A 25477-nucleotide genomic window follows, 5' to 3' on the forward strand; every position below is an offset into this window, starting at 1 on the left:
CCCTCGCCACCCGCCTGCGGCCGCTGGTCGTGGCCGTGGGGCTGGTCGCCACGCTCGGTGTTCTGCCGTCCGCCGTTGGCACGGCCCGGGCGCAGGCACAGGCCGCTGCCGCGCAGCCCTACGACCTGCCCGCCGGCGCCCTCGACGTCACGCTCACCCGCATCGCCCGCCAGGCCGGCCGCGTCGCCACGCTCGAGCCCCGGCTGGTCGGCGGCCGCCAGGCGGCGCCGGTGCGCGGCACGTTCACCGTCGAGCAGGCCTTCGCCCAGGCCCTGGCCGGCACCAGGCTGGAAATGTTCGTCACCGCTGGTGGCGCCCTCAGCGTACGGCCGGCGCCGGCGCAGACAGGGGACGCGACACTGGCGCCGGTGATGGTGACGGCTTTCGGCCTGGGCAACGACATCACCAGCGAAGGCACCGGCAGCTATGCGGTGAGGGGCGCCAGCATCATGAAAGGCGCGCAGTCGCTCAAGGAGATTCCGCAGTCGGTGTCGGTTATCACCAGCCAGCGCATGGAAGACCAGAACCTGACCAGCGTGCAGCAAGCGATGGAGCAAGCGACCGGCATTTATGTCAACAGCTACCGCAGCGTCTATTCCGGCAACGGCAGCAGTGCCAATTACTACTCGCGCGGTTTTGAGATCGACAACTACATGGTGGATGGTGTGGTCAGTGACTCCGCTGATACTTACAGCACCAACATGGGCTTGGAAGGTAGTTCGGCCATTTATGACAGGGTTGAAATCTTGCGTGGCGCAGCGGGTTTGCTGGTTGGTCAGGGCAATCCTGGCGGTACCGTCAATCTGGTACGCAAACGCCCGACCCGAGAGTTTCAGCAAAACTACAGCTTGAGTGCCGGTTCCTGGAGCAATTACCGGGGTGAGGCCGATCTCTCCGGCTCGTTGAACGCATCCGGCTCGGTGCGTGGTCGTGTGGTGACGGCGTATCAGGATCGCGACCGTTTCTGGAACAGCACTAACTCCAATGCTTCTTTGCTGTATGGCATTGTGGAGGCAGATATCACCCCATCGACGCAGATCGCCTTGGGGTTACGCTATGAGAAATCCAAGGAAACTGCGCCCAAACAGAACTATTTTGCAAATACGTCTTTTACCCCGGAAAGGCGACGCAACTACAGCCCTACATGGGGTTACCACGATACGGAAGACAAAGAGCTCTTCCTGAACATTGATCACCAGATCAGTAATCGCTGGAAGCTCGTGCTGGCTGCCTCGCATTGGGAGCGTGACTATGAAGGAGTCATGACGATCGTCAATACTACAAGAGGCAACGTGCAGGCCATCAAGACCGAGCAAAAAACGGATCGCTTCGATATCAATCTACTGGGTTCTTTCGATGCCTTGGGTAGGGAGCATACCGTTACCTTCGGCGTCAACGCCAGCAAGTGGGACAGGGACGGGAGAAGTCTTTGGTCACCTGCTGTGACGAGTGCCAATCTGGAAAACAATTGGTACTGGATATATGACGAAGCAACGAAAAATATGGTTTCCTCGACATTCGCTGGAAATCCAGATCGAACTGAATCCAAATCTTACGGTTTTTTTGGCAAACTCAACTTCAAGCTGACCGATGATCTGACGGCCATCTTGGGTGGGCGTACATCTTGGTACCAATACGATTACTGGAATGAGTCGGGCGTTTATCGACCGAATGATGGTGGTCGGGTCAATCACGAGTTTACGCCTTATGCCGGACTGGTTTACGCACTGACGCCGCAATGGTCGACCTATGCAAGCTACGCCGATATTTTTGCGCCGCAATGGGGCTATTACACGCGTAGTGGCAGCTTGATCGACCACAAGACAGGCAAGAATTACGAGCTGGGTATAAAAGGTGAATTACTCGAAGGGCGGCTGAACGCGGCGTTTGCTATCTATCAGGTTGATCTGGAGAATGCAGCCATGCGCGAAGCCGCACCCTATGATAGCGCTTGTCCTGGCAATCCCACAGGTGGTGCATGCTATATCGCCGTGGGCGAGAGCCGCACTCGTGGCTTTGATGCCGAAGTCAACGGGGAACTGCTGTCGGGATGGCAGATGGGAGCTGGCTATACCTACACCCATCAGGAAAACCTCAAAGCTGATTTCAACGAGGGCTATGCCATGACCTACACCCCCCGACACATGTTCAAGCTATTCAGCAGCTATCAGATCAATGACCAATGGACGCTGGGCGGGGGCGTCCAGGTGCAAAGCAAGGAAGTTGCGATGGATAGCGATGGCCCCGGCCAAAGCGGCTATTCCGTCTGGAACGCCTTTGCTCGCTATCGCATCAACCAGAACCTGGATGTCAGTCTGAATGCCAAAAATCTGTTTGACAAGACCTACTGGGCCAATGGCGCGGCCTATTACCAGAGTCTTTACGGAGAGCCGCGCAGCTACATGCTGACGCTGCGGGCGAAGTTCTGACCTCCGTTCCTCAGACACGGCATCGACGTGGTGCCGTGCCTTTCGGCGCTTTCCCCTTCGTCCGGGACGGCCTCCAGGCGGCTATGGCGAATTTGGCGGAAGGGCCGTCCCTGCTCGGGGAGCAATCTAGCGCCTGAGCCGCCGGCGCACCTCGCTGGTCAGTGCCGATTGGTTGATCGAGTCGACATACAGGCCGGGGGCATCACCGACTGCGAATGCTGATTTCGTGCACATGAGCACGCCGGACGCAGCCGGGGCGCTGTATTCGACCCCCTAGGACCTGACCTGCTCCGCTGGCGCAGAGGTTGTTCGGCGGCAAGTTGCTGTCGGCTGCCGAATTGTTGAAGAAGATGACGGTGCCGTACAAGGCTGGCGATGGGGGCCGGGGATGCCTTGAAGAGCACGGTTCGCGCTTCCGCAGCCTCCATGAAAAACGGCGCCCAGATGGATGGCGCCGTTTTTTTGGGTTGTCTGCGGTCGACCGTGAAAACGCGGGATTCTTCGCGCAGCCTCTCGCCGGATTTCAGCCCACGCCGAAGACTTCCTCCAGCCTGCGGGCATCCAGGATGTTGTCGGCCCACTGTTCCAGTTCGGCGGACGTAGCTTTTTGCAGGCGTTCGCTGACGGCGGCATCGAGCGGGCCGAAGCGACGGGTGAGCAAGCGGGTCAGCACGATGAGCTCGCCTTTGCTGCGCCCGGTCGGCAGCCTGTCGATCCCTGCTCCGTGCGAGCCGCCGATCACTTGCAGGCGCCGAGGGCATCCGGCGCGATGCGGAAGCGCGAGACGATCGTGGCCAGATCCTGGGAAATTGCGCGGATTCCGTCGGCCGCCACCTTCGTGTGGTCCGCAGCTTGATGAGCCCGGTCCAGCAGGACGTCGATGGTGCCCACTTGTGCGACGATTTCCGCGCCTGCTCCCTGTCCGATCTGCACGAGGCGGAAGATTTCGTCTACGACGCCGCTTACTTTCACTGCCGAGTGCTCGATGGTTTCGATCGCTTCACCCGCAGAGCTGGCCAAGAGTGTGCTCTGTTCCATCTCCACCCCGACGCGCTTCATCAGCTCGGTGGATTCATGCGACGCCCTGTAGATGCTGTCGAGGCGTTGATTGATCAGTTCCGTGGCGGCAGCCGAGCGTTCGGCCAGCTTGCGTACTTCATCGGCAACGACGGCGAAGCCCCGCCCGGTTTCTCCTGCGCGTGCGGCTTCGATGGCCGCGTTGAGCGCCAGCAGATTGGTCTGGTCGGCGATTTGGCGGATCTCGGAAACGACGCTCTCGATTTCTTCCACCTCGTGGGCCAGCGCGAATACCTGGGCCGACGCGTCGTCGATATGCCCGGCCAGCGCGTCGATGCGCTTGGCCGTCTGGCGGATGACCGCGGTGCGCGAGGTGGCCGTCTGGCTGGATTCCTGGGTGATCCGGCCTGCCTGGCGGGACTCGCGATCGATCTCGAGGGTGTGTTCCTGGATCGATTGGGCGGCCTGCTGGATCCGCTTCGACGAATCACGCCCCTCGGAGGCGATGTCGGCCACGACCAGCGCCGACTGGTACATCTCGGCCGTGGCGCTTTCGTTGCTGCGGATGATGTCGACGATGTCCCCGAGGCTGTGCTGGAGGGTTTCGAGCAGGGAATTGAACGCGGCGACGGACTGTCCTATTTCGTCGTTTCGGGCCACCGGCACGCGTTGGGTGAAATCCAGTGACGAAGCGATGGCGGTCATCGTGCCTTCCATGGTCCGCAGCGGGCGGACGATGTTGCGATGCAGGTGTATGACGAGGCCGATCAGCACCAGCATCGTGATGCCACCGCCCCACGCCAGCACGCGGACCGTGCGCGCAAGCTCTTCCTGCACGGTGTCCACCGCCGCGTCCTTGCTGTAGCCTTTCTCGGTGCGCAAATCTCCGAGAACCTGTTGCAACTCGTTCTTGTATTCCGCGACGTTGGCGTAAAGGCTGGCTTCAGCCAGCAGGCGCTGTCCGCTGCGCGCATAGCCGACGACTTCCTCGGTGGCGCTCTGGTAGTCCGCGAGCCTTTGCGTGGCGTGATCGATCAGACCGCGTTCCTTGGGCGAAGAGGGCAGGTTGCGCAAGGTGTCGAGGCTGCCGGCCAGTCGGGCCTGTTGGGCGTGCAGCCTCTCCTGCGCCTGCGCGGCGATGTCGGGGGTCGGCGCGGTCACCAGCTCGATCAGGTCGAGCTCGGCCTGCTTGAGATCGGCCGCGAGGTCGGATGCCACCAAGGCGCCCGGGACGGCGTTGTCGGTGAGGGTCTGGACGAGTTCGGCATTGCGCCGGAGCTGTGTGCTGCCGACGACGCCGATGGACAGCAGCAGCGTCGCCGTGATGGCGATGAGGAGGACGAGGTTTTGTCTGATGCTCATGAAACGATTCCACGCACAGGCGAAGGGGCGTGTGCGCCAGGCCGGGACGCCGCGTCTACCAGAACCAGGCGGGCACGATCATGTCGCCCGGAACCGGATGGCGGGTGTAATCGGCGTGACGCACCCGCGCCGGCAATTCGACGAGCGGGCGCTGGATCTCGGTATAGGGGATCTCGCCCAGCAGATGGTGGATGCAGTTCAGCCGCGCTGCCTTCTTGTCATCCGCCTCGACGATCCACCAGGGAGCTTCCGGAATGTGCGTGCGCTCGAGCATGGCTTCCTTGGCGACCGTGTAGCTCTCCCAGCGCGCTCGCGACTCGAGATCCATCGGGCTCAGTTTCCACTGCTTGAGCGGGTCGTGGATGCGCGACAGGAAGCGGAAATGCTGCTCGTCGTCGGTGATCGAGAACCAGTACTTGATGAGCTGGATACCCGAGCGGACCAGCATGCGCTCGAACTCGGGGACCGAGCGGAAGAACTCCTCGTACTCTTCGTCGGTACAGAAGCCCATCACCCGCTCGACGCCGGCACGGTTGTACCAGCTGCGATCGAACAGCACCATTTCACCCGCTGCGGGCAGGTGCGGAACGTAGCGCTGGAAATACCACTGCGTGCGCTCGCGGTCGTTCGGTGCCGGGAGCGCGACGACGCGGCAGACACGCGGGTTGAGGCGCTGTGTGATGCGCTTGATAACCCCGCCCTTGCCTGCCGCGTCGCGGCCTTCGAAGAGGATCACCACGCGATGCTTGGTCGTTGCCACCCAGTCCTGCAGCTTTACCAGTTCGCCCTGCAGGCGCAGCAACTCGGCGAAGTATCGGCGGCGCTTGGCACGCTCGTCCGCCGTCTGCGTCTGCGGCACCCCGGCGCCCGCTTCGTCCAGGCGCTGGTCATCGAGTTCGAGTTCGAGCTCTTCGTCGTAACTGTCCTGCAGTTCGCGTTCGATCCGGCGGTGAAGATCGCCAACATCCTGCTTGTCCATGGGCTTCTCGCTAGCAAGGGGGACAACAATTCTTCCGCCCTCATCGTCTTACAGATTCATTACCGCACTGTGACGAAGCGCCGGCGGCCTGCATGATCCAGCGTGCCGGCCGGCGGCGATTGCGATTGCGATTGCGAGTATGGAACAGCAGGCGATGCGTGTCGGCCCGGGGCTCAGGCCGAGCGCGAGACGTGCAGCGCCGAGAACGATTGCGAGGTCGGCATGATCTCGATCGCATTGACGTTGAAGTGGGGCGGCAGCGCGGCGATCCAGGATACCGTTTCGGCGATGTCGTCGGGGCCGAGGGCTTCTGCGCCCTGGTAGATGGACGCGGCCTTCTGCCCGTCGCCGTGGAAGCGGACCGTCGAAAACTCGGTGCCGCCGCACAGCCCGGGCTGGATGTCGGTGACGCGGATGCGGGTGCCGGCCAGGTCGGCGCGCAGGTTCAGGCTGAATTGTGCGACGAAGGCCTTGGTGCCGCCATAGACGTTGCCGCCGGGGTAGGGGTAGCTGCCCGCGATCGAGCCCATGTTGATGATGTGGCCGCGGTTGCGCTCGACCATGCCGGGCAGGATCGCGTGGGTGACGCGCGCCAGACCGGTGACGTTGGTGTCGATCATCGTCTGCCAGTCGTCGAGGCTGGCCTTGTGCGCCGGCTCCATGCCGAGCGCGAGCCCGGCATTGTTGACCAGCAGGTCGATGTCGCCGAAGCCCTGGGGCAGCGTGGAGGGCAGGCGGGCGACGGCTTTGGCGTCGCGCACGTCGAGTTCCAGCGGCAGCAGGTCCGGCCCCAGTTCGGCGCGCAGGTCTTCCAGCAGCGCGGTGCGCCGCGCGGCCGCGACGACCCGGTAGCCGTCCTTGACCAGGCGCTGGCAGATCGAGCGTCCGAAACCGGACGAGGCGCCGGTGACCAGTGCGATGCGATTCGGATTGTCCTGATTCATCCCTTGCTCCGTGAGTGATCGGTGTCGTGCGCAATGCGCGCGAGGTGGATGGGAAAACGCGAACGGCAGCGAAATCGCTCTCGCTGCCGTTCCGCCATGCGCGATGCGGCCGCGCTCAGCCGCCCAGCTTGGCCAGTTGCGGCTTCAGTTTGTTCACCGTGGCCCTGAAGCCGGCCAGGCGGTCGCGTTCCTGCTGCACGACGGCGGCGGGGGCGCGGTCGACGAAACTGGCGTTGCCGAGCTTGCCTTCGGCCTTGGCGATCTCGCCTTCGAGGCGGGCGATTTCCTTGGCCAGGCGTTCGCGCTCGGCGGCGACATCGATCTCCACCTTCAGCATCAGGCGGGTTTCACCGGCGACGGCGACCGGGGCGATCTCGTCGGCGCCGATCTCGTCGACGATCTGCACGTCCGACAGCTTGGCCAGGCCGGCGAGGTAGGGCGCGTACAGGGCCAGCGCGGCCTTGTCGCCGGTGGCCACCAGCGGCAGGCGCTGGGCGGGGGAAATGTTCATCTCGCCGCGCAGGTTGCGGCAGGCGTAGATCATCGCCTTCAGTTCGGCGAGCTTCGCCTCGGCGGCCTCGTCGATGCGAGCGGCGTCCGCTTGTGGGTAGCGGGCCAGCATCAGGCTGTCGGCGTCCTTGCGCGCGGCCAGCGGGGCCACGGTCTGCCACAGCTCCTCGGTGATGAAGGGGATCAGCGGGTGGGCCAGGCACAGCACGGTTTCCAGCACCCGCAGCAGGGTGCGGCGGGTGGCGCGCTGCTGCGCGGGCGTGCCGGTCTGGATCTGCACCTTGGCCAGTTCCAGGTACCAGTCGCAGTATTCGTCCCAGACAAATTCATACACTGCGCGGGCGACGAGGTCGAAGCGGTAGGCGTCGAACTGTGTGGCGGCTTCGGCCTCGGCGCGTTGCAGGCGGGACACGATCCAGCGGTCGGCGAAGGAGAAGTCGAGCATCTCGGTCGAGCAGGCGACGCCTTCGCCCAGGCCGCAGTCTTGGCCTTCGCAGTTCATCAGCACGAAGCGGGTGGCATTCCACAGCTTGTTGCAGAAGTTGCGGTAGCCCTCGCAGCGGGCGAGGTCGAACTTGATGTCGCGGCCCGGGCTGGCGAGGCTGGCGAAGGTGAAGCGCAGCGCGTCGGTGCCGAAGGCGGGGATGCCCTCGGGGAATTCCTTGCGGGTCTTCTTCTCGATGCTCTGCGCCTGCTTGGGGTTCATCAGGCCGAAGGTGCGCTTGGCGACCAGCTCGTCGATGCCGATGCCGTCGATGAGGTCGATCGGGTCGAGCACATTGCCCTTGGACTTGCTCATCTTCTGGCCTTCCGCATCGCGGATCAGGCCATGCACATAGACGTGCTTGAACGGGATCTTGCCGGTGATGTGCTTGGTCATCATGACCATGCGCGCGACCCAGAAGAAGATGATGTCGAAGCCGGTGACCAGCACCGTGGACGGCAGGTAGAGGTCGAGCGCGTCGTTGCTCTTGCCCGGCCATTCGGGTGTCCAGTCCAGCGTCGAGAACGGCCACAGCGCGGACGAATACCAGGTGTCGAGCACGTCCTCGTCGCGGCGCAGCGCGCCGCTGTAGCCGTCCTCGGAGGCCAGCGCGCGGGCTTCGGCTTCGTCGTGGGCGACCCAGCAGCGGCCGCTCACGCTGCCCTCGGCGGCATACCAGGCGGGAATCTGATGACCCCACCACAGCTGGCGCGAGATGCACCAGTCCTGGATGTTGTTCAACCACTGGTTGTAGGTGTTGACCCAGTTCTCCGGATAGAACTTGATCTCGCCGGAGGCGACGCAATCCAGCGCCTTGCGGGTGATGCTCTTGCCGTCCGGGCCAGGCTTGCTCATGGCGACGAACCACTGGTCGGTCAGCATCGGTTCGATGATCACGCTGGTGCGATCGCCGCGCGGCACCATCATCTTGTGCGCCTTGGTCTCGGCCAGCAGGCCGGCGGCTTCCAATTCGGCGACGACCTTGTCGCGCGCCGGCACGCGGTCCAGGCCGGCGACCGAAACCGGCATGGCGATGCGGCCCTTGGCCTGGCCGCCGGTGTCGAACACCTCGGCTTCGGCCGGCACCGCGCCTTCCAGCGTCAGCACGACGATCATGTCCAGGCCGTGGCGCTGGCCGACCGCGTAGTCGTTGAAGTCGTGCGCCGGGGTGACCTTGACGCAGCCGGTGCCGAATTCGCGGTCGACGTAGTCGTCGGCGATGATCGGGATGCGGCGGCCGGTGAGCGGCAGTTCGACGGTCTTGCCGATCAGGCTGGCGTAGCGTTCGTCTTCGGGATGGACCATCACCGCGACATCGCCGAGCAGGGTTTCGGGGCGGGTGGTGGCGACGGTGAGGCCGCGCAGGCCGCCGACGGGGCCGTCGGTGAAGGGATAGAGGATGTGGTAGAGCCTGCCGTCCTCTTCCTCGGAGAGGACTTCGAGGTCGGACACGGCGGTGCCGAGCTTGGGGTCCCAGTTCACCAGGCGCTTGCCGCGGTAGATCAGGCCCTCGTTGTACAGGCGCACGAAGGTTTCGGTGACGGTCTTCGACAGGCCCTCATCCATCGTGAAGCGTTCGCGCTTCCAGTCCGGGCTGGTGCCCAGGCGGCGCATCTGGCCGGTGATGCTGCCGCCGGAGTATTCCTTCCATTCCCACACTTTTTCGAGGAATTTCTCGCGGCCGAGGTCGTGGCGGCTGACGCCCTGGGCGTCGAGCTGGCGTTCGACGACGATCTGCGTCGCGATGCCGGCGTGGTCGGTGCCGGGCTGCCACAGCGTGTTGTCGCCGCGCATGCGGTGGTAGCGCGTCAGCGCGTCCATGATCGTCTGGTTGAAGCCGTGCCCCATGTGCAGCGTGCCGGTGACGTTGGGCGGCGGCAGCAGGATGCAGAAGGCGTTGGGGTTCGACGTGTCGAGTCCGGCGTCGAAATAGCCGCGGGATTCCCATTCCGGGTACCAGCGACGTTCGATGTCGGCGGGCTCGAAGCTCTTGGCCAGTTCCATGGTGTTCTACGCGCGTGAAGGCAAAGCGCGGATTATAGCGGATGCGCCCGCCGTGCCCGGCGGGTGTGTGGCAGCGGGGCGCCTCAGCGCAGAGGCGGGGGGACGGCGGCGTCCGGATCGCGCTCCATCTGCCGGCTGACATGGGCCGAAAGCTCGGGCAGCAGCGTGGCGCGCAGGTGGGCCTGCATCTCGACCTGCAGGCGTTCGCCGAGGCGGTCGAGCTCGCGCTGCAAGAGCTGGGGGAATTCCCTGTCCATCCAGTCGTTGATGCTGCGCGCGATCTGGGTGTCGAGGTCGATCAGGCGCTCGGCGATCTGGTAGGCGATGCGGTCTTCGAGCGTGATCGCTGGCTCGGCGGGTGGCGGCGGAGCGGGGGGCTGCGGCGGGGGCGCCTGACCGGCCCAGTCCGGCGGGAGTTCGGACGCCTCGACCACCTCGGTGAGGATGGGCAGGTCGTCGTCGAAGCTGGGGTCGAAGTCCGCGGAGGCGCCGGACGATGCCTCGTCCGTGCCCTGCGCGGAGGCGGGCATGTCTGCTGGCCTGCCCGCGCGGTGGCGGCCCAGCAGCGCGTCGGCCTGGCCCAGCAGGTCGTCGGCGCGTTCGAGCTCTTCGTCGGCGGGCAGGGGCGGCCAATCTCTCATAGCGCCACCCTGCGCTCGGCGTCGAAAGCCTTCGGCGCCAGCCCCTGTTCGCGGTACCGCGCCCAGCGTGCGCGGGCGGGCAGGCGTTCCGCCTCGGTCTGGCCGACGATCTCGACCACGATCCTGAAAGTCTGGTAGTCCGGCGGGAGATCCGGCGCCAGGTTGAACAGCGTGTCGGCGTGTGGCCATGGGGAAGCAGAGGCGCCGTCGCCGATGACGACGGGCGTCTCCGCCGCCAGTTCGGAGTCGCGCAGCACATGCGGGACGAAGGCGAGCGGTTCGCGCGTCCACAACACGCGCTCCAGTTCGCGGGCGCTGGCGCCGTCGGGCATGCGCACCGCCACCTTGCGTCCGCTGCCATAGGCGCGCGCGACCAGCTCGCAGGCAAGCGCGAGCCGGTCGGGCGTGTTGTGGTAGAAGCGGACGCTCGGCGCCATGCCCGTGCCGCTCAGCCGGCGACGCTGCGGCCGATGAGGAACTCGGACAGCAGCGGCACCGGCCGCCCGGTCGCGCCCTTGGCGTCGCCCGACACCCAGGCCGTGCCGGCGATGTCGAGGTGCGCCCATTTGTAGGCCTTGGCGAAGCGCGACAGGAAGCAGGCCGCAGTGATCGTGCCGGCGTAGCGGCCACCGATGTTGCCCATGTCGGCGAAGTTGCTCTTGAGCAGGTCCTGGTACTCGTCCCACAGCGGCAGCTGCCAGGCGCGGTCGCCGGATTCGGTGCCGCGCCTGAGGATCTCGGCGGCGAGCTCGTCGTCGTTGGCGAGCAGGCCGCTGGGGATCTTGCCCAGCGCGACGACGCAGGCGCCGGTGAGCGTGGCGATGTCGATCACGCATTCGGGCTTGAAGCGCTCGGCATAGGTCAGCGCGTCGCACAGGATCAGCCGGCCCTCGGCATCGGTATTGAGCACTTCGATGGTCTGGCCCGACAGCGAGGTGACCACGTCGCCCGGCTTGGTGGCACCGCCGCCGGGCATGTTCTCGGTGGTCGGGATCAGGCCGACGACGTTGAGCGGCAGGCCCATCTGCGCGATGGCCTTGAAGGTGCCGAGCACGCTGGCCGCGCCGCACATGTCGTACTTCATCTCGTCCATCTCGGCGGCCGGCTTCAGCGAGATGCCGCCGGTGTCGAAGGTGATGCCCTTGCCGACCAGCACGATGGGCTTCGCCTTCGCCTTGCCGCCCTTGTAGTTCATGACGATGAACTTGGGCGGCTGGTGCGAGCCGCGCGCCACCGACAGGAAGGAGCCCATGCTGAGCTTTTCCATGTCGGCGCGTTCGAGCACCTCGACGTCGAACTTGTACTGCTTGCCCAGGGCTTCGGCGGTTTCGGCCAGATGGGCGGGGGTGCAGATGTTGCCCGGCAGGTTGCCGAGGTCCTTCGCCAGCGCCATGCCGGTGGCGATGGCCTGGCCGTGGCGCACGGCGGTGTCGAGTTCGGCGCTTAGTTCGGCCTCGGTCAGCAGCGCCAGCTTCCTGACGCCGCGCTCCTTGTTGTCTTTCTTGTCCTTGCCGGTCTTGAGCGCGTCGAAGCGATAGGCGCCGTCGGCGAGGATGCGCGCGGCCTGCTGCAGGCGCCAGGCGAGCGGGCGCTGCGCCAGCGCGGCATCGGCGAGGGTGACGACGGCATCCCTGGCCGGTGTGGCGGCGAGCGCCTTGGCAACTGCGCCGAGTGCGTCGCGGTAGGCCTTGTCGCCGAATTCGTCCTGCTTGCCCAGGCTGACCAGCAGCACGCGTTCGGCGTGGGTGCCGGCAAGCTCGGGCAGCAGCAGCGTGGCGCTGGCCTTGTCGTCCAGGTCGCCGCGCTTGAGATAGTGCGCGATGCGGCCTTCGGTTGCGGCATCGACGGCCGCGGTGGCGGCAGGCAAAACCCCGTCGGCAAAGGCGCCGAGTACGAGCAGGCCGGTCTTGGACTTCGCCGGCGAGCCGGTCTTTATGGTAAATTCCATCAGCTTTTTTCCTTGGAATGACGCGTCTTGCGAACTGCCGCCGATTATGGCGCCTTCGCCGCGAACCCGTCAAAAACCCTTCCCAAACGCTTCTTGCCCATCGGTCCTATCGCGCGATGATCTTCCGCCGCGCCCTTCAGCGGGAATTCACCCAAACTGCCGCCGCGGTCTTCGTCGCGCTGTTCGCGATCCTGATCTCGACCGTGCTGATCCGTCTGCTCGGCCAGGCGGCCGGCGGCCGTGTGCCGGCCGAGGCCGTGCTGGCGCTGATCGGCTTCGGCGCCCTGGCGCAACTGCCGACGGTGCTGACGCTGACGCTGTTCATCGCCATTCTCGTATCGCTGTCGCGCAGCTATCGAGATTCGGAGATGGTGGTGTGGTTCGCCGCCGGCGTGCCGCTGACGGCCTGGATACGGCCGGTACTGATGTTCGCGCTGCCGCTGGTGGCCGTGGTCGGCGCCGGCTCGCTGTATCTGACGCCGTGGGCGCAGCAGCAGAGCAGCGAGTATCGCGACCGCATCGACAGCCGCGACGACACCCACCGCGTCGCGCCCGGGGTGTTCCGCGAATCCTCCGGCGCCCAGCGCGTGTTCTTCGTCGAGGTCGGCGCGGGCGTGGACGGCAGGGTGCGGAACGTGTTCGTCAGCGAGGAGACGCGCGACGGCCAACTGGTCGTGATCGTCTCGGCCGAAGGCTTTCTGCGCAACGACGAGGAAGGGCGCCGCTTCGTCGTGCTGGAAAAGGGGCGCCGCTACGACGGCCAGCCCGGCACGCCGGAATACCGCGTGATGGAGTTCGAGCGCTACGAGGTGCAGGTGGAGCAGAAGCCGGCCGTGATGCAGCCCTCGCGCTCGCGTGCCCTGCCGACCGCGCTGCTGCTGGCGCAGGGCGACAAACGCAGCATGGGCGAACTGCTCGGGCGCATCGGCGCGCCGCTGTCCGCGCTGCTGCTCGCCTTGCTGGCCATTCCGCTGTCCTTCGTCAATCCGCGCGCGGGCAGGGCCAACGGCCTGCTGATCGCATTGCTGACCTATCTCGTCTATAGCAATGCGATCTCGGTCTTCCAGGGCTGGGTGTCGCAGGGCAAGCTGGGCTTCGCGGTGGCGCTGTTCCTGCCCCATGTGATCGTGCTGGCCATGCTGGCGCTGCTGTTCTACCGACGGCTGGCGGTGTCGCCGTTCTGGCGCGCGAGGCCGTCATGAGCATTCTGTTCCGCTATCTCGCCCGGGAAATCTACGCGGCCACGGCCCTGGTGCTGGTGGCTTTCCTCGGCTTGTTCGCCTTCTTCGATTTCATCAACGAACTGGAGGATGTCGGCAAGGGGGACTATCAGATCGTCGATGCGGCGGTGTATGTGGTGCTGATCCTGCCCGGCCGCGTGTACGAGCTGTTTCCGGTCGCAGTGCTGATCGGCACCCTATATGCCCTGGCGACGCTGGCGCGCCATTCCGAAATCACGGTGATGCGCGCCTCGGGGCTGTCGAACGGCGCGCTGATGCGCGTGTTGGGCCTGATCGGCAGCGTGCTGGTGGCGCTGACCTTCCTCATCGGCGAATACGTGGCGCCGCCGGCCGAATCCGCGGCCCAGGAATGGAAGCTGACCGCGACCAAGGCCAATGTGTCGCAGCAACTGCGTTCTGGCCTGTGGGTCAAGGATGGGGCGCTGGTGATCAACGTGCGCACCATGCTGCCCGACCGCACGATGCAGAACGCGCGGGTGTACGAGTTCGATGCCGATTATGCGCTGGTGTCGATCAGCGAGGCGAAGCGCGGCGTACATGACGGCAAGGACTACTGGCGCCTGCTGGAAGTGTCCCGCACCCGCTTCCTCGACGACAGGACCGAAGTCGAGCATGTCCCCGAGATCACCTGGCGTTCGGACCTCTCGCCCGAGGTGCTGGGGGTGCTGATGGTCGCGCCCGAGCACATGCCGCTGGCCAAGCTGTGGACCTACATCCAGCATCTGCGCGACAACCAGCAAAGCGCGGACCGTTTCGAGATCGCGCTATGGAAGAAGCTGATCTACCCCTTCGCCGTGCTGGTGATGATGGCCCTGGCGCTGCCTTTCGGCTTCATCCACGACCGCATGGGCGGTGCCAGCGCGCGCATCTTCATGGGGGTGATGCTGGGCGTGGGCTTCCACTTGCTGAACGGCCTGTTCTCCAATCTCGGCATGATCAACGCCTGGCCGCCGATCATGGCCGCGCTGACGCCCAGCCTGATCTTCCTGGCCGCTGCGGCCGGCATCCTGCATTACGTCGAGCGGCGCTGAAGCAGATGGAGCTGCCCGGCGGCCGTCCCGTCCGCCGCGGCGGATGCCATCGGCGGCAGAAGCGAAAAACGGACCCGAAGGTCCGTTTTCCGTGCGTCACTGCGAGAGCGATCAGGCTTGCTGTTGCTGCTGCGCGGCCTTCTTGGCTGCGGCAGCCTTGTAGTCCAGCTTTTCCTTGATACGCGCGGACTTGCCCGAGCGCTGGCGCAGGTAGTACAGCTTGGCGCGGCGGACGTCGCCGCGGCGCTTCACCTCGATACCGGCCACCAGCGGCGAGTAGGTCTGGAACGTGCGTTCCACGCCTTCGCCCGACGAAATCTTGCGGACGATGAAGGCGGAGTTCAGGCCGCGATTGCGCTTCGCGATCACCACGCCTTCGTACGCCTGCAGACGCTCGCGCGTGCCTTCCTTGACCTTGACCTGGACGATCACGGTATCGCCGGGGGCGAATTCCGGGATGGCCTTGCCCTGGGTCAGGCGGGCGATTTCTTCCTGTTCGAGTTGCTGAATCAGGTTCATTGCGGATACTCCATCAATGTTGTCGGCCTCTGTCATTGCATCGGCCTGGCCGCAGAGCAGGTCGCCACCTGGTGCGTGCCGTTTATGATCGGGCCTTCAGGCGATGCTGCCGCCTTCTGCCCCGGCTTGCTCCTGCCTGAATTCCTCAAGCAGTTTCAATTCGGTCTTGCTCAACTGCCGTCCGGCCAGCAGGTCCGGCCGGCGCAGCGCGGTGCGGCCGAGGGACTGCTTCAGCCGCCAGCGGCGGATCGCCGCATGGTTGCCCGACAGCAGGACGTCGGGCACTTTATCATCGTTCAGCATTTCTGGCCGCGTATAGTGCGGGCAGTCCAGCAGGCCGTCGGCGAAGGAGTCTTCGTGCGCCGAATCGGCCGTGTTCAATGCGCCAGGCAACTGCCGCACGATCGCGTCGAGCAGCACCATGGCCGGCAGTTCGCCGCCGGACAACACGAAGTCGCCGAGCGACACTTCCATGTCGACCGCGCGTTCGATGACGCGCTGGTCGATGCCTTCGTAGCGGCCGCACAGCAGGATCAGGCCCGGCCGTGCCGCCAGTTCCATCACTGTCGCCTGATCCAGCCGGCGGCCTTGCGGCGACAGGTAGAGCACCGGGCCGGAGGCTCCGGTCGCTGCCTGTTGCGCCGCGCGCGCGGCCGCGATCGACTGCAGCAGCGGCTCGGCCAGCATCACCATGCCGGGGCCGCCGCCGTATGGCCGGTCGTCCACCGTGCGATGCGGGTCGTGGGTGAAATCGCGCGGGTTGTGGAAACCCAGCGCGTACAGCCCGCGGTCCTGCGCCCGGCGTGTGATGCCGCTGCCCGTCAGGGCCACGAACATCTCGGGGAAGAGGGTGATGACGTCGTAGCGGCGCAATCCGCCCTCGATCATCGTCCTTGCTTCTTCCCGCCCCGCTTCGGTTCCGGCGCGCGTATCCACGCCTACCAGTCCTCGCCCCAGGCAACGCGGATGTGCCGCGCGGCGAGGTCGACATCCAGCACGTAGGCCGCGACGAACGGAATCAGCCGCTCGCTGCCGCCGTCATCCTTTTCGCCGTCCTTCACCTGGAGCACGTCGTGGGCGCCAGTGGACAGCAGGCTGTCGACCACGCCCAGCCGCGTACCGGCTTCGTTGAAGACTTCCAGGCCGACGAGGTCGCCCCAGTAGTATTCGTTCTCGGCCGGCTTGGGCAATGCCTCGCGCGGCGCGCCGATGTACCAGCCATCGATTGCCTCGGCCGCGTTGCGGTCCGGCGTTTCATCGAATGCGGCGACCAGGCCCTTGCCGTGCGCCCTGCATGCCTTGAGCGTGTAGGGCTTCCATTGCCCGGCGGGGGCCTCGTCGTCGGCGCAAAGCCACCACTGCGGCATCTTGCGCCATTCGGTCGGATCGTCGCCGAACGGGTGGATCTTTATCCAGCCCTGAACGCCAAAAGGGGCGACGATGCGCCCCAGTACGATCATGTGCTGATCCGCCTTTGCAGGCTTTGGCTGGCCGTCGACGATCAGGCCGCGGCCTTGGCGGCCTGCTTCGCCAGACGGGCAACGGTCGGCGACAGTTGGGCGCCGTTCTGTTCCCAGTAGGCCAGACGCTCGGCGTTGATCACGAGGTTCTGCGCAGCGCCGGAGGCGACGGGGTTGTAGTAGCCCACGCGCTCGATGAAGCGGCCATCGCGGCGATTACGCGAATCGGCGGCGACGATGTTGAAGAACGGGCGCTTTTTGGCGCCACCACGGGCAAGGCGAATGACGACCATCTGATTTTCCTGATCGGTGGATGCGAAAAACGGTGGATTCTAGGGTAAAGCGGGTTCAAGGGCAAGTCATGATTGATCTGCCGGACCACGGCGCGGCAGGCGGGCCGCGCGGGATGAATCGATGTTTCTGCCGTTTCTGGCATGCTTTCGGGCGAATCCACCGATTCAAACATGAATCCGCCGATTCAAACATGACTAGAATGTGGGCGATGGATATTTCTGCTCCCTCCCCATGATCCAGGCTGCGCCCGCTGCCGGCGACAAAGAGACCGACGCATTCCAGCGCTGGCTGGAAGCCGAGCCGGCCGACGAGGTCGTGGACGACCTGGATGCCCTGCGCGGCCATCTTGCGGAACTGCGGCGCTCGGGGGTGACGGGAAGCGCGTTGCGGCAATGCTTGGAAGGGGCCGCGGCGCGGGGCTTGGATGTCAGTGCCCGTATCCGGGCGCAACTGCAGGCGCTGAGCCTGCCCCTGCCGGGGGCGCTGCATGGCGCTTCGGCCGATGTGTCCGGCGCCCTGATCGAGATGGCTCAGGGTTTGGAGGCGATGCTGCCCGAGCCCGCGATGCATGCTCAGGCCTGGGAGCGGGACCGGCGCCAGGCCTTGGCCTTGTGCTGCGAGGCTTTCATCGTGTCGGCGATGTCGGCCGCGAATCCGCCGTCCGGCCTGTGGCGTCTCGCCAACCGGATGGCCGGCGGGCTCGAAGACGACGTGTCGTATCGCACGATGGCCGCAATCGCCGCGGCTTCACCCGAGAGCTTTACCGCGCGCCAGTTGGCCTGGATTGCCGATTTCCTCGACGGCGGGCTTCCCGGGGTGCAGAAGCTGGCCGAGGGCGAGTCGCTCGTCGGCGCCTGGTGGGTCGATCTGACCGAGGATGCCGCGCCGGTGTCGGCGGCACGCAGGCTGGCCCCGGGGCACGGGGAGGTGCGCCATTTCAGTCTTGCGCCGCTTGCTCGGGTGCTTGGCGAGCGCATCGAGCGGCTCGAGGCCGTGATCGGCGGGGCCGAGGATGCCGGCGGCGCTCTGGCCGAAGTCGAGTTGCTGGATGCCGGGGACGAGAGCCTGCCGCCCGGGCTGACGCCGGTCGAGCTGCTTGCGCTGCTGCGCGCGCTGCGCGAGCGCTGGGTGACGTCCCCCTTGCGCACGCAGCCGCGCCGGCCTCAGCACTATGCGGTTCAGGTGTGCCTGGGGCTGCGCGGCTTGTGGGAGCTTGGCCGCGGGCGGGGTGAAGCGGGGCGGGTTCTCGAGTGGCAGGTGCTCAACGAGAGCCCGGGCGGTTACGCGATCATGAACGTGGTCGGTACGGATGCCGACGCTGCGGGCGAGATCGAGGCCGGCATCGTGCTCGGGCTCAGGCGCCAGGCGGGCACGGCCTGGGCTGTATGCGTGGTGCGCTGGGTGCGCAGCGACGGGCCCGAGCGCATCGAACTGGGGCTGCAGGTGCTGGCGCCGTCCTATCATGCGGTGCAGGTGGCCTTCCGCGGCGCTACGCTGCGCGGCGTCGCGCCGGCGCTGGCACTGCCGCCCATGGAGCCGATGCGCCGCCAGCCGGCTTTTCTTGCCCCGGCCGGAACTTACGCGTCGCGCCGCTTCGTGTTCGTGCGCGAGGGGACGCACCTGTACGTGGCGCAGGGGCGCGCGCTGGGGCTCGACATGCAGACGTCCAGCATCGAGCTTTTCCGTTACGAGATCGATCCCTACCCGATCTGAGCCGGGCGCGCGGCCACCGCCGCGGGCGAGGACGGCAGCGGTGCGGACGGTATAATCCGTGCGTTCCAGTGTCTACGGCCAGCCCATGCAGGAAATACTCGTCCTTTACTACAGCCACCGTGGTTCGGTCCGCGCGCTGGCCGAACAGATCGCCATCGGCATCCACCAGGTGCCGGGCGCCGTGGCGCGGGTGCGCACGGTGCCGCGGGTATCGACCGTATGCGAGGCGGTGGAGGACGAGATTCCGGCCGATGGCCCGGCCTACGTCGAGCCGCGCGATCTCGCCGAATGCGCGGGCCTGGCACTGGGCAGCCCGAGCCGTTTCGGCAACATGGCCGCGCCGATGAAGTATTTTCTCGACGGCCTCGCCGGCGAATGGGCCAATGGCGTGCTGACCGGCAAGCCCGCCTGTGTGTTTTCGTCGTCGGCCAGCCTGCACGGCGGCCAGGAAAGCACCCTGCTGACGATGATGGTGCCGCTGCTGCACCACGGCATGCTGCTGCTCGGCATTCCCTATGCCGAAACGCGGCTCAACACCACGCGCAGCGGCGGCTCGCCCTATGGCGCGACCCACGTGGCGGGAATGGACGGGCTGCCGGAGCCGACGGCCGACGAGGCCGAGCTGGCCCGCGCCCAGGGGCGGCGTCTGGCCGAGACGGCATTGCGCCTGGCGGGTGAACGATGAGCCCGCGCCTGCTCAACCTTGCCGCCGCTTTCAGCCTGCTCGCGTTGATCGCATTGTGCGTGCTGTGGGAAGCCTGGCTTGCGCCGCTGCGTCCCGGCGGCTCGTGGATGATGCTGAAGGCGCTGCCGCTGCTGCCGGCGGTGTTCGGCATCCTGCGCGGCAAGCGCTACACCTATCAGTGGGTGTCGATGCTGTCCTTGCTCTACCTGACCGAGGGCGTGCTGCGCGCGAGCGACCCCGGTCTGACCGCGGTGCTGGCGGGGGGGGAGATCGCGCTGTCGGTGCTGCTGTTCTTCAGCACCATGCTCTACGCGCGCAACACCGCGCCGTCCCGCCAGGCGCCCGCGCGTCCCGAATCCTGACACGCGCCGGGCGGGGCAAGGCCCCAGCGAGCAGGGGCCTTGCCGCCGCGTTCAGATCTGCGGGTTGAGCCGCGGCGCGCTGCTCTGCAGTTTGTTCAGCGCATTCAGGTAGGCCTTGGCCGAGGCGACGATGATGTCGGTGTCGGCGCCCTGGCCGTCCATCACGCGCCCGTTCTTCGTCAGCCGCACGGTGACTTCGCCCTGGGCGTCGGTGCCGGTGGTGATGGCATTGACCGAATAGAGCAGAAGCTGGCCGCCGCTGTTGGCGACGGTCTCGATGGCCTTGAAGGCGGCGTCGACCGGTCCCGAGCCTTCGGCCTGGGCATGGCGCTCGGCGCCGCCGACGACCAGCGTCAGTTCCGCGCGCGGGGTTTCGCCGGTTTCAGAATGGAAGCGGCTCGACACCAGGCGGTAATGCTCGGTCTCCGGCGTGATCGTTTCGTCGCGCATCAGCGCATGCAGGTCCTCGTCGAAGATCTCGTGCTTCTTGTCGGCGAGTTCCTTGAAGCGCGAGAAGGCGTGGTTGAGGTGTTCCTCGCTCGCGATCTCGATGTCCAGGTCCTGCAGGCGGGCGCGGAAGGCATTGCGGCCCGAATGCTTGCCCAGCACCAGCTTGTTGGCGCCCCAGCCCACGTCCTCGGCGCGCATGATCTCGTAGGTTTCGCGGTGCTTGAGCACGCCGTCCTGGTGGATGCCGGACTCGTGCGCGAAGGCGTTGGCACCGACGATGGCCTTGTTGGGCTGCACCGGATAGCCGGTGATCTGCGACACCAGCTTGGAGGCGGGCACGATCTGCGTGGCGTCGATGCGCGTCTCGACCGGGAACACGTCGGCGCGCGTGCGCACCGCCATGACGATTTCCTCCAGCGAGGCATTGCCGGCGCGTTCGCCCAGGCCGTTGATGGTGCACTCGACCTGGCGCGCGCCGGCGCACACGGCGGCGAGCGAATTCGCCACCGCCAGGCCGAGGTCGTTGTGACAGTGCACCGACCAGATCACCTTGTCGGCGTTGGGCACGCGCTCGATCAGGGTGCGGATGGTGCCGGCGTATTGCTCGGGCACGTTGTAGCCGACGGTGTCGGGGACGTTGATGGTCCTGGCGCCGGCCTGGATCACGGCTTCGAAGATGCGCACCAGGAAGTCGATGTCGGAGCGGCCGGCATCCTCGGCCGAGAACTCGACGTCGTCGGTGTATTGGCGCGCCCAGCCGATGGCCTTCACCGCCTGCTCGACGACCTGGTCGGGCGTCATGCGCAGCTTCTTCTCCATGTGGATCGGGCTGGTGGCGATGAAGGTATGGATGCGGCCGCGGGCGGCCGGCGAGATGGCCTCGCCCGAGCGGCGGATGTCGTTCTCGTTGGCCCGCGCCAGCGAACAGACGGTGGATTCCCTGACGGCCTCGGCGATGGAGCGCACCGATTCGAAGTCGCCGTTGGAGGCGGCGGCGAAGCCGGCCTCGATGACGTCCACGCGCATGCGTTCGAGCAGGCGGGCGATGCGCAGCTTTTCCTCGCGCGTCATCGACGCGCCCGGGCTCTGCTCGCCGTCGCGCAAGGTGGTGTCGAAGATGATCAGTGGGTCTTTCATGTTCAGTTCCTCGGGGAGGTGTCGTCATCGGCCGCGGCGGAGGTTTCCGCGCCGTCGGCCTGGGGGGCGGGGGCGGCCGGTGCCGCGGCGGGCACGGGCGCGTTTGCGCGCTTGTCCTTGCGCCGCTTCCAGCGCAGCGCCCAGATCACGTAGCCGGAGCCCGCATAGATCAGGAACAGGCCGAACAGGATGCCCGGCGGATAGCTGGAAACCAGGGCGAAGACCAGCACCAGCGCGATGATGACGATGAAGGGCACGCTCTTGCGCAGGTTGATGCTTTTGCCGCTCCAGAACAGCACGTTGCTGACCATGGACACGCCGGCGAAGATCGTCAGCGCGCAGGCGTAGCCGCTCAGTTCGTCGCCGCTGAAGCCGTTGTCGATGCCGACCCACACCAGGCCCGCGATCAAGGCGGCGGCGGCGGGGCTGGGCAGGCCCTGGAAATAGCGTTTGTCGACGACGTCGATGTTGGTGTTGAAGCGCGCCAGCCGCAGGGCTGCGCCGGCGCAATAGATGAAGGCCGCGATCCAGCCCAGCTTGCCGAGATCCTGCAGCGCCCATTCGTACATCACCAGCGCCGGGGCGGCGCCGAAGGACACCATGTCGGACAGCGAATCGTATTCCGCGCCGAACTCGCTCTGGGTATGGGTGAGGCGCGCGATGCGCCCGTCCAGTCCGTCGAGCACCATGGCGACGAAGATCGCCACCGCGGCGACCTCGAAGCGCTGGTTCATCGCCTGCACGATCGCGTAGAAACCCGCGAACAGGGCGGCGGTGGTGAACAGGTTCGGCAGGATGTAGATGCCGCGGCGGCGCTTCTCGGGTGTGATGAGGGGCATGCGGTCGGGGTGGCCCATGGCGGACCGGGCTGTTCGGCAGGAACTGAATTCTAGCAGTCCGCCGCCCGCGCTGCGGCGAATCGCGCCCGGCGGTGCCGCTCAGCCTCCGGCGATCGCGTCGCGCAGCCGCGCGGCGTAGCCCTGCAGGATGTCGCCCGGCGGATCCTTGCGCGGCCATGACAGCGCGATGCCGTCGTCGCCGTGGCGCGGCACGACATGCATGTGGAAATGGAATACCGTCTGGTCGCCCTCGCGGCCGTTGGCCTGCAGCAGCGTCAGGCCCGGCGGATCGAAGGTGTCGCGCACGGCGAAGGCCACGCGCTGTACCGTCTGGGCCACCGCGGCGGCTTCCTGCGGCGTGATGTCGAACAGCGTGGCCGCGTGGCGCTTGGTCGCCACCAGCACGTGGCCGGGGTTGACCTGGCCGATGTCCATGAAGGCGACGGTCAGTTCGTCCTCGAAGACGCGGGCGGCGGGAATCTCGCCCGCGACCAGGCGGCAGAAGATGCACTGGCCGGGTGGCGAGGTATCGACGAACATGGGCATGGGCGGATCTCCTTGGATGTGAAGGCAAGGTGGGCGCGGAAGGCCGGCACCGGCTGCGAGGAGGCAGTGTAGCCGTGTTGCCGGCGGCGGAGAAAGCGCCCGCCGCGGCGTCATGGCGGGCGCGTCGCTCTCCGCCTGCCGGTGCGCTTCAGTCGGCGATCGCCGCTTCGTCCGGCACCACTACCGCGAACAGATCGCCCAGCGCCGCCAGCGCGGCCGACTGCAGGCTTGCGGCGCTCACCACCGAACCGTCCGGCGCGGGCAGGGGGCGGGTCGCGGTGGCGGCGGCCGGCACCGCGACGGCGTAGCCCAGGTTGAAGGCGCCGCGGGCGGTGGAGTTGATGCACATGTGGGTCATGAAGCCCACCACCACCAGGTTCTTGACGCCGGCGTCCTTGAGGCGGGCGTCGAGGTCGGTGCCGACGAAGGCGTTCGGGTAGTTCTTGATCACGACCGGCTCGCCGCCGGCGGGCGCCACCTTATCGGCGATGGCGCCGATCTCGGCCCGCACGTCGTACGGGGTGCCGGGGCCGGCGTCGTGCTGGATGTGCAGCACCGGGATCTTCAGCGCCCGCGCGCGGGCCAGCAGCGTGGCGCACTGATCGAGCGCCGGCTCGACGCCGGTCAGTTGCATGACCCCTTCGCGGTAGGTGTTCTGGGCGTCGACGATGACCAGTGCCGAATCGGACAGGCGGGCGGGTGTGGCGGGCTGGCCGGTCAATTGGCGCAGGGTCGTGGATGCGGTGCTCATGGGCGTGTCTCCTCTTCGGTGTCGGAAAAAACTTCCGCGCTTGCGGCTGCGCGGATGTGGTGGAAACGACAGGCTATACTCTGGCTCGCCCTGCGTGAATGGGCATTTATGCCCGATATTCGTGCAAATTTGCAGGGGCATCGAAAGCCGGACGGCAGCGCGGCCCGGGGGGCTGGCGGGATGTCCGGCGGAGCGGAGTGGCGATGGACTGGGATGATCTGCGTTTTGCCGTGATGCTGGGCCGGGAGGGCACGCTGGCCGCCGCCGCGCGCCGCCTCGGCGTGGATCAGACCACCGTCGCCCGCCGGCTGAAGACGCTGGAGGCGGCGCTGGGCGCGAGCCTGTTCGAGCGCGGTGACGGCCACTGGCGGCCCACGGCGGTCGGCTTCCGCGTGCTGGAGCGGGCCGGCCGCATCGAAGAGGACGTGGCCGGGGTCGTGCGCCTGGCCGAGGCCGGCGCGGGCAAGGTCGGCGGCGTCGTGCGCATCACTGCGGTCGCGGCCATCGTCGGCGAATGGCTGGTGCCCCGGCTGCGGGACCTCTACACCCGCCACCCCGAACTGTGCGTCGACCTGATCGCCAGCAACGACAATCTCAACGTCGCGCGGCGCGAGGCCGACATCGCGGTCCGCCTCGCGCGTCCGGCCAGCGGCGACTTTCTGATCCGCAAGCTGGCCGACGTCGGCTTCGCGCTCTATGGCGCCGCGCGGGGCGACCTGCCGGTGCGCGCCGGGGACTGGGTGGCCTACAACGAGGATCTCGCCCACACCCCGGAGATGCGCTACCTGCAGTCCATGCTCGGCGGCGGCCGCATCCGGCTGCGCTCCAACAGCCTGCGGGGCCTGGCCCGCGCGGTCGGTGACGGCGTCGGCCACGGCGTGCTGCCGTGCTTCCTGGCCGACCCGGCGCCCGGCCTGGTGCGTCTGACCGGCGCCACGCCGGTGCTGAGCCGCGAACTGTGGATGGTCATCCACCCGGATGCGCGCTCGCAGGCGCGGGTCGCGGCCACGGCCGACTGGCTGGTGGAGTGTTTCCAGGCCGAGGCAGCCCGCTTCGCGGGGCAGGCCGCCTAGGCGGGCGCCGCACCCGGCGTTTCAGAAGCTGCGCGTCAGGTGGACCAGCCACTTGGCCGAGGCGGTGTTCTTGCAGTGCCGGCCATCGTCGCACACGGTATAGAGCGGCTTGTCGGCGTCGGTGTCGACCCAGGCGAGGCCTGCCTGCCATCCGCCGTCGAAACTCTTTTCCAGGCCGATCTTCCAGTCGGTGAAGTTGTATTCGCCATAGTTGCGCACGTACTGGTGGCCGACGTGGGCGCTGGCGGTCCAGCCGGGCAGAAATTCATGCGTCAGGTTGGCCTCGACGTAGTACGAACCTTTTGAATCGCCCCGCCCCAGGCCGAAGGACTTGTCGTTGAAGCCGAAGTAATCGCCCAGGGTGTGCGAATACTTGAGGTTCAGGAACTTCCACGTGACCCCGGCGTAGAGTTCCAGCGTGTCGTACTTCTCGCGCGTGCCGTCGATCCGGCCGCCGGGGAAGATGAACTGCAGCAGGCCGATGTCGTAGCCGAAGTCGCCGAGGGTGTTCGCGTAGCCGCCATAGACGTCGATTTCACCCGATGCATCGTTGAGCGCATCGTCGCTGACGCTGGTTCCCCACACGCCGAGGTAGAGGCCGCTGCCATGCGCCAGGTCGAAACCGCCCTGTATGGCGGGCCTTTCCTGGGAATACGAGATGCCGCGGAATACGTATTGCGAAACCAGGCTGACATTCGTGCTGAGGGCAAGGGGCGGCGTGGCCGTGTCACTGGCATGGATGGCGGGGGCCGCGGCCAGCAGGCTTGCAAGCAGGGTGTTCAGGGCCGTGCGCTTGGTGTAGGGCTTCACTTCGGATGTCTCCTTGGGTTGTCATGGGCCGGCGGGGCCGGTCCGGGGCGCTGGGAAGCGCCGGGTTGCACGCCTGCGGTCACGCCGGGGCGCAGTAGACGAATGCGCGCGCCCTCGGAATGTTGCTTACAGGTGCCTAGGTGCTCGCGCAAGCCTGGCGGTGGAGGCTACGTGCGGTTTTGCACGGGCTTTCCGCGGCGGGCGCGTTGCGGCGCGAACGCGAGCCACAGCGCGCCCGCCGCGGTCAG

Annotated in this window: 24 protein-coding genes; 7 read left to right on the forward strand and 17 right to left on the reverse strand. The window is 66.6% G+C overall.

Going from position 1 to position 25477, the window contains the following annotated elements; all coding sequences use genetic code 11:
• The coding region (locus C666_RS13475) for a TonB-dependent siderophore receptor (RefSeq protein WP_004340588.1) at positions 1-2429 on the forward strand (2429 nt) is incomplete at its 5' end.
• A 523-nt stretch (positions 2430-2952) separates the two neighbouring features.
• Here C666_RS13475 and C666_RS13480 read toward each other — a convergent pair.
• From C666_RS13480 to C666_RS13515, 8 genes are all read right to left on the reverse strand, one after another.
• Positions 2953-3171 carry a DUF4351 domain-containing protein gene (locus tag C666_RS13480; protein WP_004340590.1) on the reverse strand — a complete coding sequence of 73 codons (219 nt, stop codon included), beginning with the start codon at positions 3169-3171 and terminating at the stop codon, positions 2953-2955.
• On the reverse strand, positions 3168-4808 hold the full coding sequence (locus tag C666_RS13485) for a methyl-accepting chemotaxis protein (protein ID WP_004340592.1): 1641 nt from the start codon (positions 4806-4808) through the stop codon (positions 3168-3170). Before C666_RS13485 ends, C666_RS13480 begins: the two co-directional genes overlap by 4 nt.
• 55 nt (positions 4809-4863) lie before the next feature.
• On the reverse strand, positions 4864-5787 hold the full coding sequence (gene ppk2 / locus C666_RS13490) for a polyphosphate kinase 2 (RefSeq protein ID WP_004340595.1): 924 nt from the start codon (positions 5785-5787) through the stop codon (positions 4864-4866).
• A 173-nt stretch (positions 5788-5960) separates the two neighbouring features.
• A complete protein-coding gene (locus tag C666_RS13495) occupies positions 5961-6731 on the reverse strand; it encodes an SDR family oxidoreductase (RefSeq protein WP_004340596.1) in 771 nt (256 codons plus the stop codon).
• Between the two features lie 115 nt (positions 6732-6846).
• Entirely contained in the window at positions 6847-9729 is a 2883-nt protein-coding gene (locus tag C666_RS13500) for a valine--tRNA ligase (protein WP_004340598.1), read from the reverse strand.
• A gap of 83 nt (positions 9730-9812) precedes the next feature.
• Positions 9813-10370 (reverse strand): hypothetical protein, encoded by a 558-nt coding sequence (locus tag C666_RS13505; protein WP_004340600.1) that lies wholly within the window; start codon positions 10368-10370, stop codon positions 9813-9815.
• Positions 10367-10807: a DNA polymerase III subunit chi gene (locus tag C666_RS13510; protein WP_004340602.1), complete on the reverse strand. Its 441-nt coding sequence runs from the start codon at positions 10805-10807 to the stop codon at positions 10367-10369. Before C666_RS13510 ends, C666_RS13505 begins: the two co-directional genes overlap by 4 nt.
• A gap of 11 nt (positions 10808-10818) precedes the next feature.
• On the reverse strand, positions 10819-12318 hold the full coding sequence (locus C666_RS13515) for a leucyl aminopeptidase (protein WP_004340604.1): 1500 nt from the start codon (positions 12316-12318) through the stop codon (positions 10819-10821).
• A gap of 116 nt (positions 12319-12434) precedes the next feature.
• Between C666_RS13515 and lptF the strand changes: the two genes are divergently transcribed.
• Positions 12435-13520, forward strand: coding sequence for an LPS export ABC transporter permease LptF (gene lptF, locus C666_RS13520; RefSeq protein ID WP_004340606.1), 1086 nt, complete (start codon positions 12435-12437; stop codon positions 13518-13520).
• Positions 13517-14590 carry an LPS export ABC transporter permease LptG gene (gene lptG, locus C666_RS13525; protein ID WP_004340608.1) on the forward strand — a complete coding sequence of 358 codons (1074 nt, stop codon included), beginning with the start codon at positions 13517-13519 and terminating at the stop codon, positions 14588-14590. Before lptF ends, lptG begins: the two co-directional genes overlap by 4 nt.
• 111 nt (positions 14591-14701) lie before the next feature.
• On the opposite strand, the gene rplS is transcribed toward lptG, so the two are convergent.
• The 4 genes from rplS to rpsP form a co-directional block, all read right to left on the reverse strand.
• The gene (rplS, locus tag C666_RS13530) at positions 14702-15109 is read right to left on the reverse strand and encodes a 50S ribosomal protein L19 (protein ID WP_004340610.1); all 408 of its coding nucleotides are present in this window, start codon (positions 15107-15109) and stop codon (positions 14702-14704) included.
• Positions 15110-15205: 96 nt separating this feature from the next.
• Positions 15206-15997, reverse strand: a complete 792-nt coding sequence (gene trmD, locus C666_RS13535) for a tRNA (guanosine(37)-N1)-methyltransferase TrmD (protein ID WP_004340612.1) — start codon at positions 15995-15997, stop codon at positions 15206-15208.
• A 50-nt stretch (positions 15998-16047) separates the two neighbouring features.
• Entirely contained in the window at positions 16048-16569 is a 522-nt protein-coding gene (rimM, locus tag C666_RS13540) for a ribosome maturation factor RimM (protein WP_004340614.1), read from the reverse strand.
• A gap of 41 nt (positions 16570-16610) precedes the next feature.
• Positions 16611-16862 carry a 30S ribosomal protein S16 gene (gene rpsP / locus C666_RS13545; protein WP_004340616.1) on the reverse strand — a complete coding sequence of 84 codons (252 nt, stop codon included), beginning with the start codon at positions 16860-16862 and terminating at the stop codon, positions 16611-16613.
• A gap of 232 nt (positions 16863-17094) precedes the next feature.
• Here rpsP and C666_RS13550 point away from each other — a divergent pair, with 232 nt between their 5' ends.
• From C666_RS13550 to C666_RS13560, 3 genes are all read left to right on the forward strand, one after another.
• Positions 17095-18576, forward strand: a complete 1482-nt coding sequence (locus tag C666_RS13550) for a cyclic-di-GMP receptor FimW-related protein (RefSeq protein WP_004340619.1) — start codon at positions 17095-17097, stop codon at positions 18574-18576.
• Positions 18577-18661: 85 nt separating this feature from the next.
• Positions 18662-19261 carry an NAD(P)H:quinone oxidoreductase gene (gene wrbA, locus C666_RS13555; protein ID WP_004340621.1) on the forward strand — a complete coding sequence of 200 codons (600 nt, stop codon included), beginning with the start codon at positions 18662-18664 and terminating at the stop codon, positions 19259-19261.
• Complete coding sequence (locus C666_RS13560) at positions 19258-19623, forward strand: DUF2069 domain-containing protein (RefSeq protein ID WP_004340624.1); 366 nt, start codon at positions 19258-19260, stop codon at positions 19621-19623. Before wrbA ends, C666_RS13560 begins: the two co-directional genes overlap by 4 nt.
• A gap of 51 nt (positions 19624-19674) precedes the next feature.
• Here C666_RS13560 and C666_RS13565 read toward each other — a convergent pair whose 3' ends face one another.
• From C666_RS13565 to C666_RS13580, 4 genes are all read right to left on the reverse strand, one after another.
• Positions 19675-21210: a 2-isopropylmalate synthase gene (locus C666_RS13565; protein ID WP_004340626.1), complete on the reverse strand. Its 1536-nt coding sequence runs from the start codon at positions 21208-21210 to the stop codon at positions 19675-19677.
• A 2-nt stretch (positions 21211-21212) separates the two neighbouring features.
• Positions 21213-22049 carry a CDP-diacylglycerol--serine O-phosphatidyltransferase gene (gene pssA, locus C666_RS13570; protein WP_028792436.1) on the reverse strand — a complete coding sequence of 279 codons (837 nt, stop codon included), beginning with the start codon at positions 22047-22049 and terminating at the stop codon, positions 21213-21215.
• 99 nt (positions 22050-22148) lie between these two features.
• Positions 22149-22595 (reverse strand): HIT family protein, encoded by a 447-nt coding sequence (locus tag C666_RS13575; protein WP_004340631.1) that lies wholly within the window; start codon positions 22593-22595, stop codon positions 22149-22151.
• Positions 22596-22743: 148 nt separating this feature from the next.
• Complete coding sequence (locus tag C666_RS13580) at positions 22744-23346, reverse strand: cysteine hydrolase family protein (protein ID WP_004340634.1); 603 nt, start codon at positions 23344-23346, stop codon at positions 22744-22746.
• 203 nt (positions 23347-23549) lie between these two features.
• Here C666_RS13580 and C666_RS13585 point away from each other — a divergent pair, with 203 nt between their 5' ends.
• Positions 23550-24419 carry a LysR family transcriptional regulator gene (locus C666_RS13585; RefSeq protein WP_004340637.1) on the forward strand — a complete coding sequence of 290 codons (870 nt, stop codon included), beginning with the start codon at positions 23550-23552 and terminating at the stop codon, positions 24417-24419.
• 21 nt (positions 24420-24440) lie between these two features.
• Here C666_RS13585 and C666_RS13590 read toward each other — a convergent pair whose 3' ends face one another.
• Positions 24441-25229 carry a TorF family putative porin gene (locus tag C666_RS13590; RefSeq protein WP_004340640.1) on the reverse strand — a complete coding sequence of 263 codons (789 nt, stop codon included), beginning with the start codon at positions 25227-25229 and terminating at the stop codon, positions 24441-24443.
• Positions 25230-25477 lie beyond the last annotated feature (248 nt).

Origin of the sequence: Thauera linaloolentis 47Lol = DSM 12138 (assembly GCF_000310205.1) — a bacterium.
In the GTDB taxonomy this organism is placed as follows: Bacteria; Pseudomonadota; Gammaproteobacteria; order Burkholderiales; family Rhodocyclaceae; genus Thauera; species Thauera linaloolentis.

Excerpts from the sequence above, each read along its gene's own strand:
- C666_RS13485 (WP_004340592.1), bottom strand. The coding sequence starts at position 4,808 with ATGAGCATCAGACAAAACCTCGTCCTCCTCATCGCCATCACGGCGACG.
- ppk2 (WP_004340595.1), bottom strand. The coding sequence starts at position 5,787 with ATGGACAAGCAGGATGTTGGCGATCTTCACCGCCGGATCGAACGCGAA.
- C666_RS13495 (WP_004340596.1), bottom strand. The coding sequence starts at position 6,731 with ATGAATCAGGACAATCCGAATCGCATCGCACTGGTCACCGGCGCCTCG.
- C666_RS13500 (WP_004340598.1), bottom strand. The coding sequence starts at position 9,729 with ATGGAACTGGCCAAGAGCTTCGAGCCCGCCGACATCGAACGTCGCTGG.
- C666_RS13505 (WP_004340600.1), bottom strand. The coding sequence starts at position 10,370 with ATGAGAGATTGGCCGCCCCTGCCCGCCGACGAAGAGCTCGAACGCGCC.
- C666_RS13510 (WP_004340602.1), bottom strand. The coding sequence starts at position 10,807 with ATGGCGCCGAGCGTCCGCTTCTACCACAACACGCCCGACCGGCTCGCG.
- C666_RS13515 (WP_004340604.1), bottom strand. The coding sequence starts at position 12,318 with ATGGAATTTACCATAAAGACCGGCTCGCCGGCGAAGTCCAAGACCGGC.
- lptF (WP_004340606.1), top strand. The coding sequence starts at position 12,435 with ATGATCTTCCGCCGCGCCCTTCAGCGGGAATTCACCCAAACTGCCGCC.
- lptG (WP_004340608.1), top strand. The coding sequence starts at position 13,517 with ATGAGCATTCTGTTCCGCTATCTCGCCCGGGAAATCTACGCGGCCACG.
- rplS (WP_004340610.1), bottom strand. The coding sequence starts at position 15,109 with ATGAACCTGATTCAGCAACTCGAACAGGAAGAAATCGCCCGCCTGACC.
- trmD (WP_004340612.1), bottom strand. The coding sequence starts at position 15,997 with ATGATCGAGGGCGGATTGCGCCGCTACGACGTCATCACCCTCTTCCCC.
- rimM (WP_004340614.1), bottom strand. The coding sequence starts at position 16,569 with ATGATCGTACTGGGGCGCATCGTCGCCCCTTTTGGCGTTCAGGGCTGG.
- rpsP (WP_004340616.1), bottom strand. The coding sequence starts at position 16,862 with ATGGTCGTCATTCGCCTTGCCCGTGGTGGCGCCAAAAAGCGCCCGTTC.
- C666_RS13550 (WP_004340619.1), top strand. The coding sequence starts at position 17,095 with ATGATCCAGGCTGCGCCCGCTGCCGGCGACAAAGAGACCGACGCATTC.
- wrbA (WP_004340621.1), top strand. The coding sequence starts at position 18,662 with ATGCAGGAAATACTCGTCCTTTACTACAGCCACCGTGGTTCGGTCCGC.
- C666_RS13560 (WP_004340624.1), top strand. The coding sequence starts at position 19,258 with ATGAGCCCGCGCCTGCTCAACCTTGCCGCCGCTTTCAGCCTGCTCGCG.
- C666_RS13565 (WP_004340626.1), bottom strand. The coding sequence starts at position 21,210 with ATGAAAGACCCACTGATCATCTTCGACACCACCTTGCGCGACGGCGAG.
- pssA (WP_028792436.1), bottom strand. The coding sequence starts at position 22,049 with ATGCCCCTCATCACACCCGAGAAGCGCCGCCGCGGCATCTACATCCTG.
- C666_RS13575 (WP_004340631.1), bottom strand. The coding sequence starts at position 22,595 with ATGCCCATGTTCGTCGATACCTCGCCACCCGGCCAGTGCATCTTCTGC.
- C666_RS13580 (WP_004340634.1), bottom strand. The coding sequence starts at position 23,346 with ATGAGCACCGCATCCACGACCCTGCGCCAATTGACCGGCCAGCCCGCC.
- C666_RS13585 (WP_004340637.1), top strand. The coding sequence starts at position 23,550 with ATGGACTGGGATGATCTGCGTTTTGCCGTGATGCTGGGCCGGGAGGGC.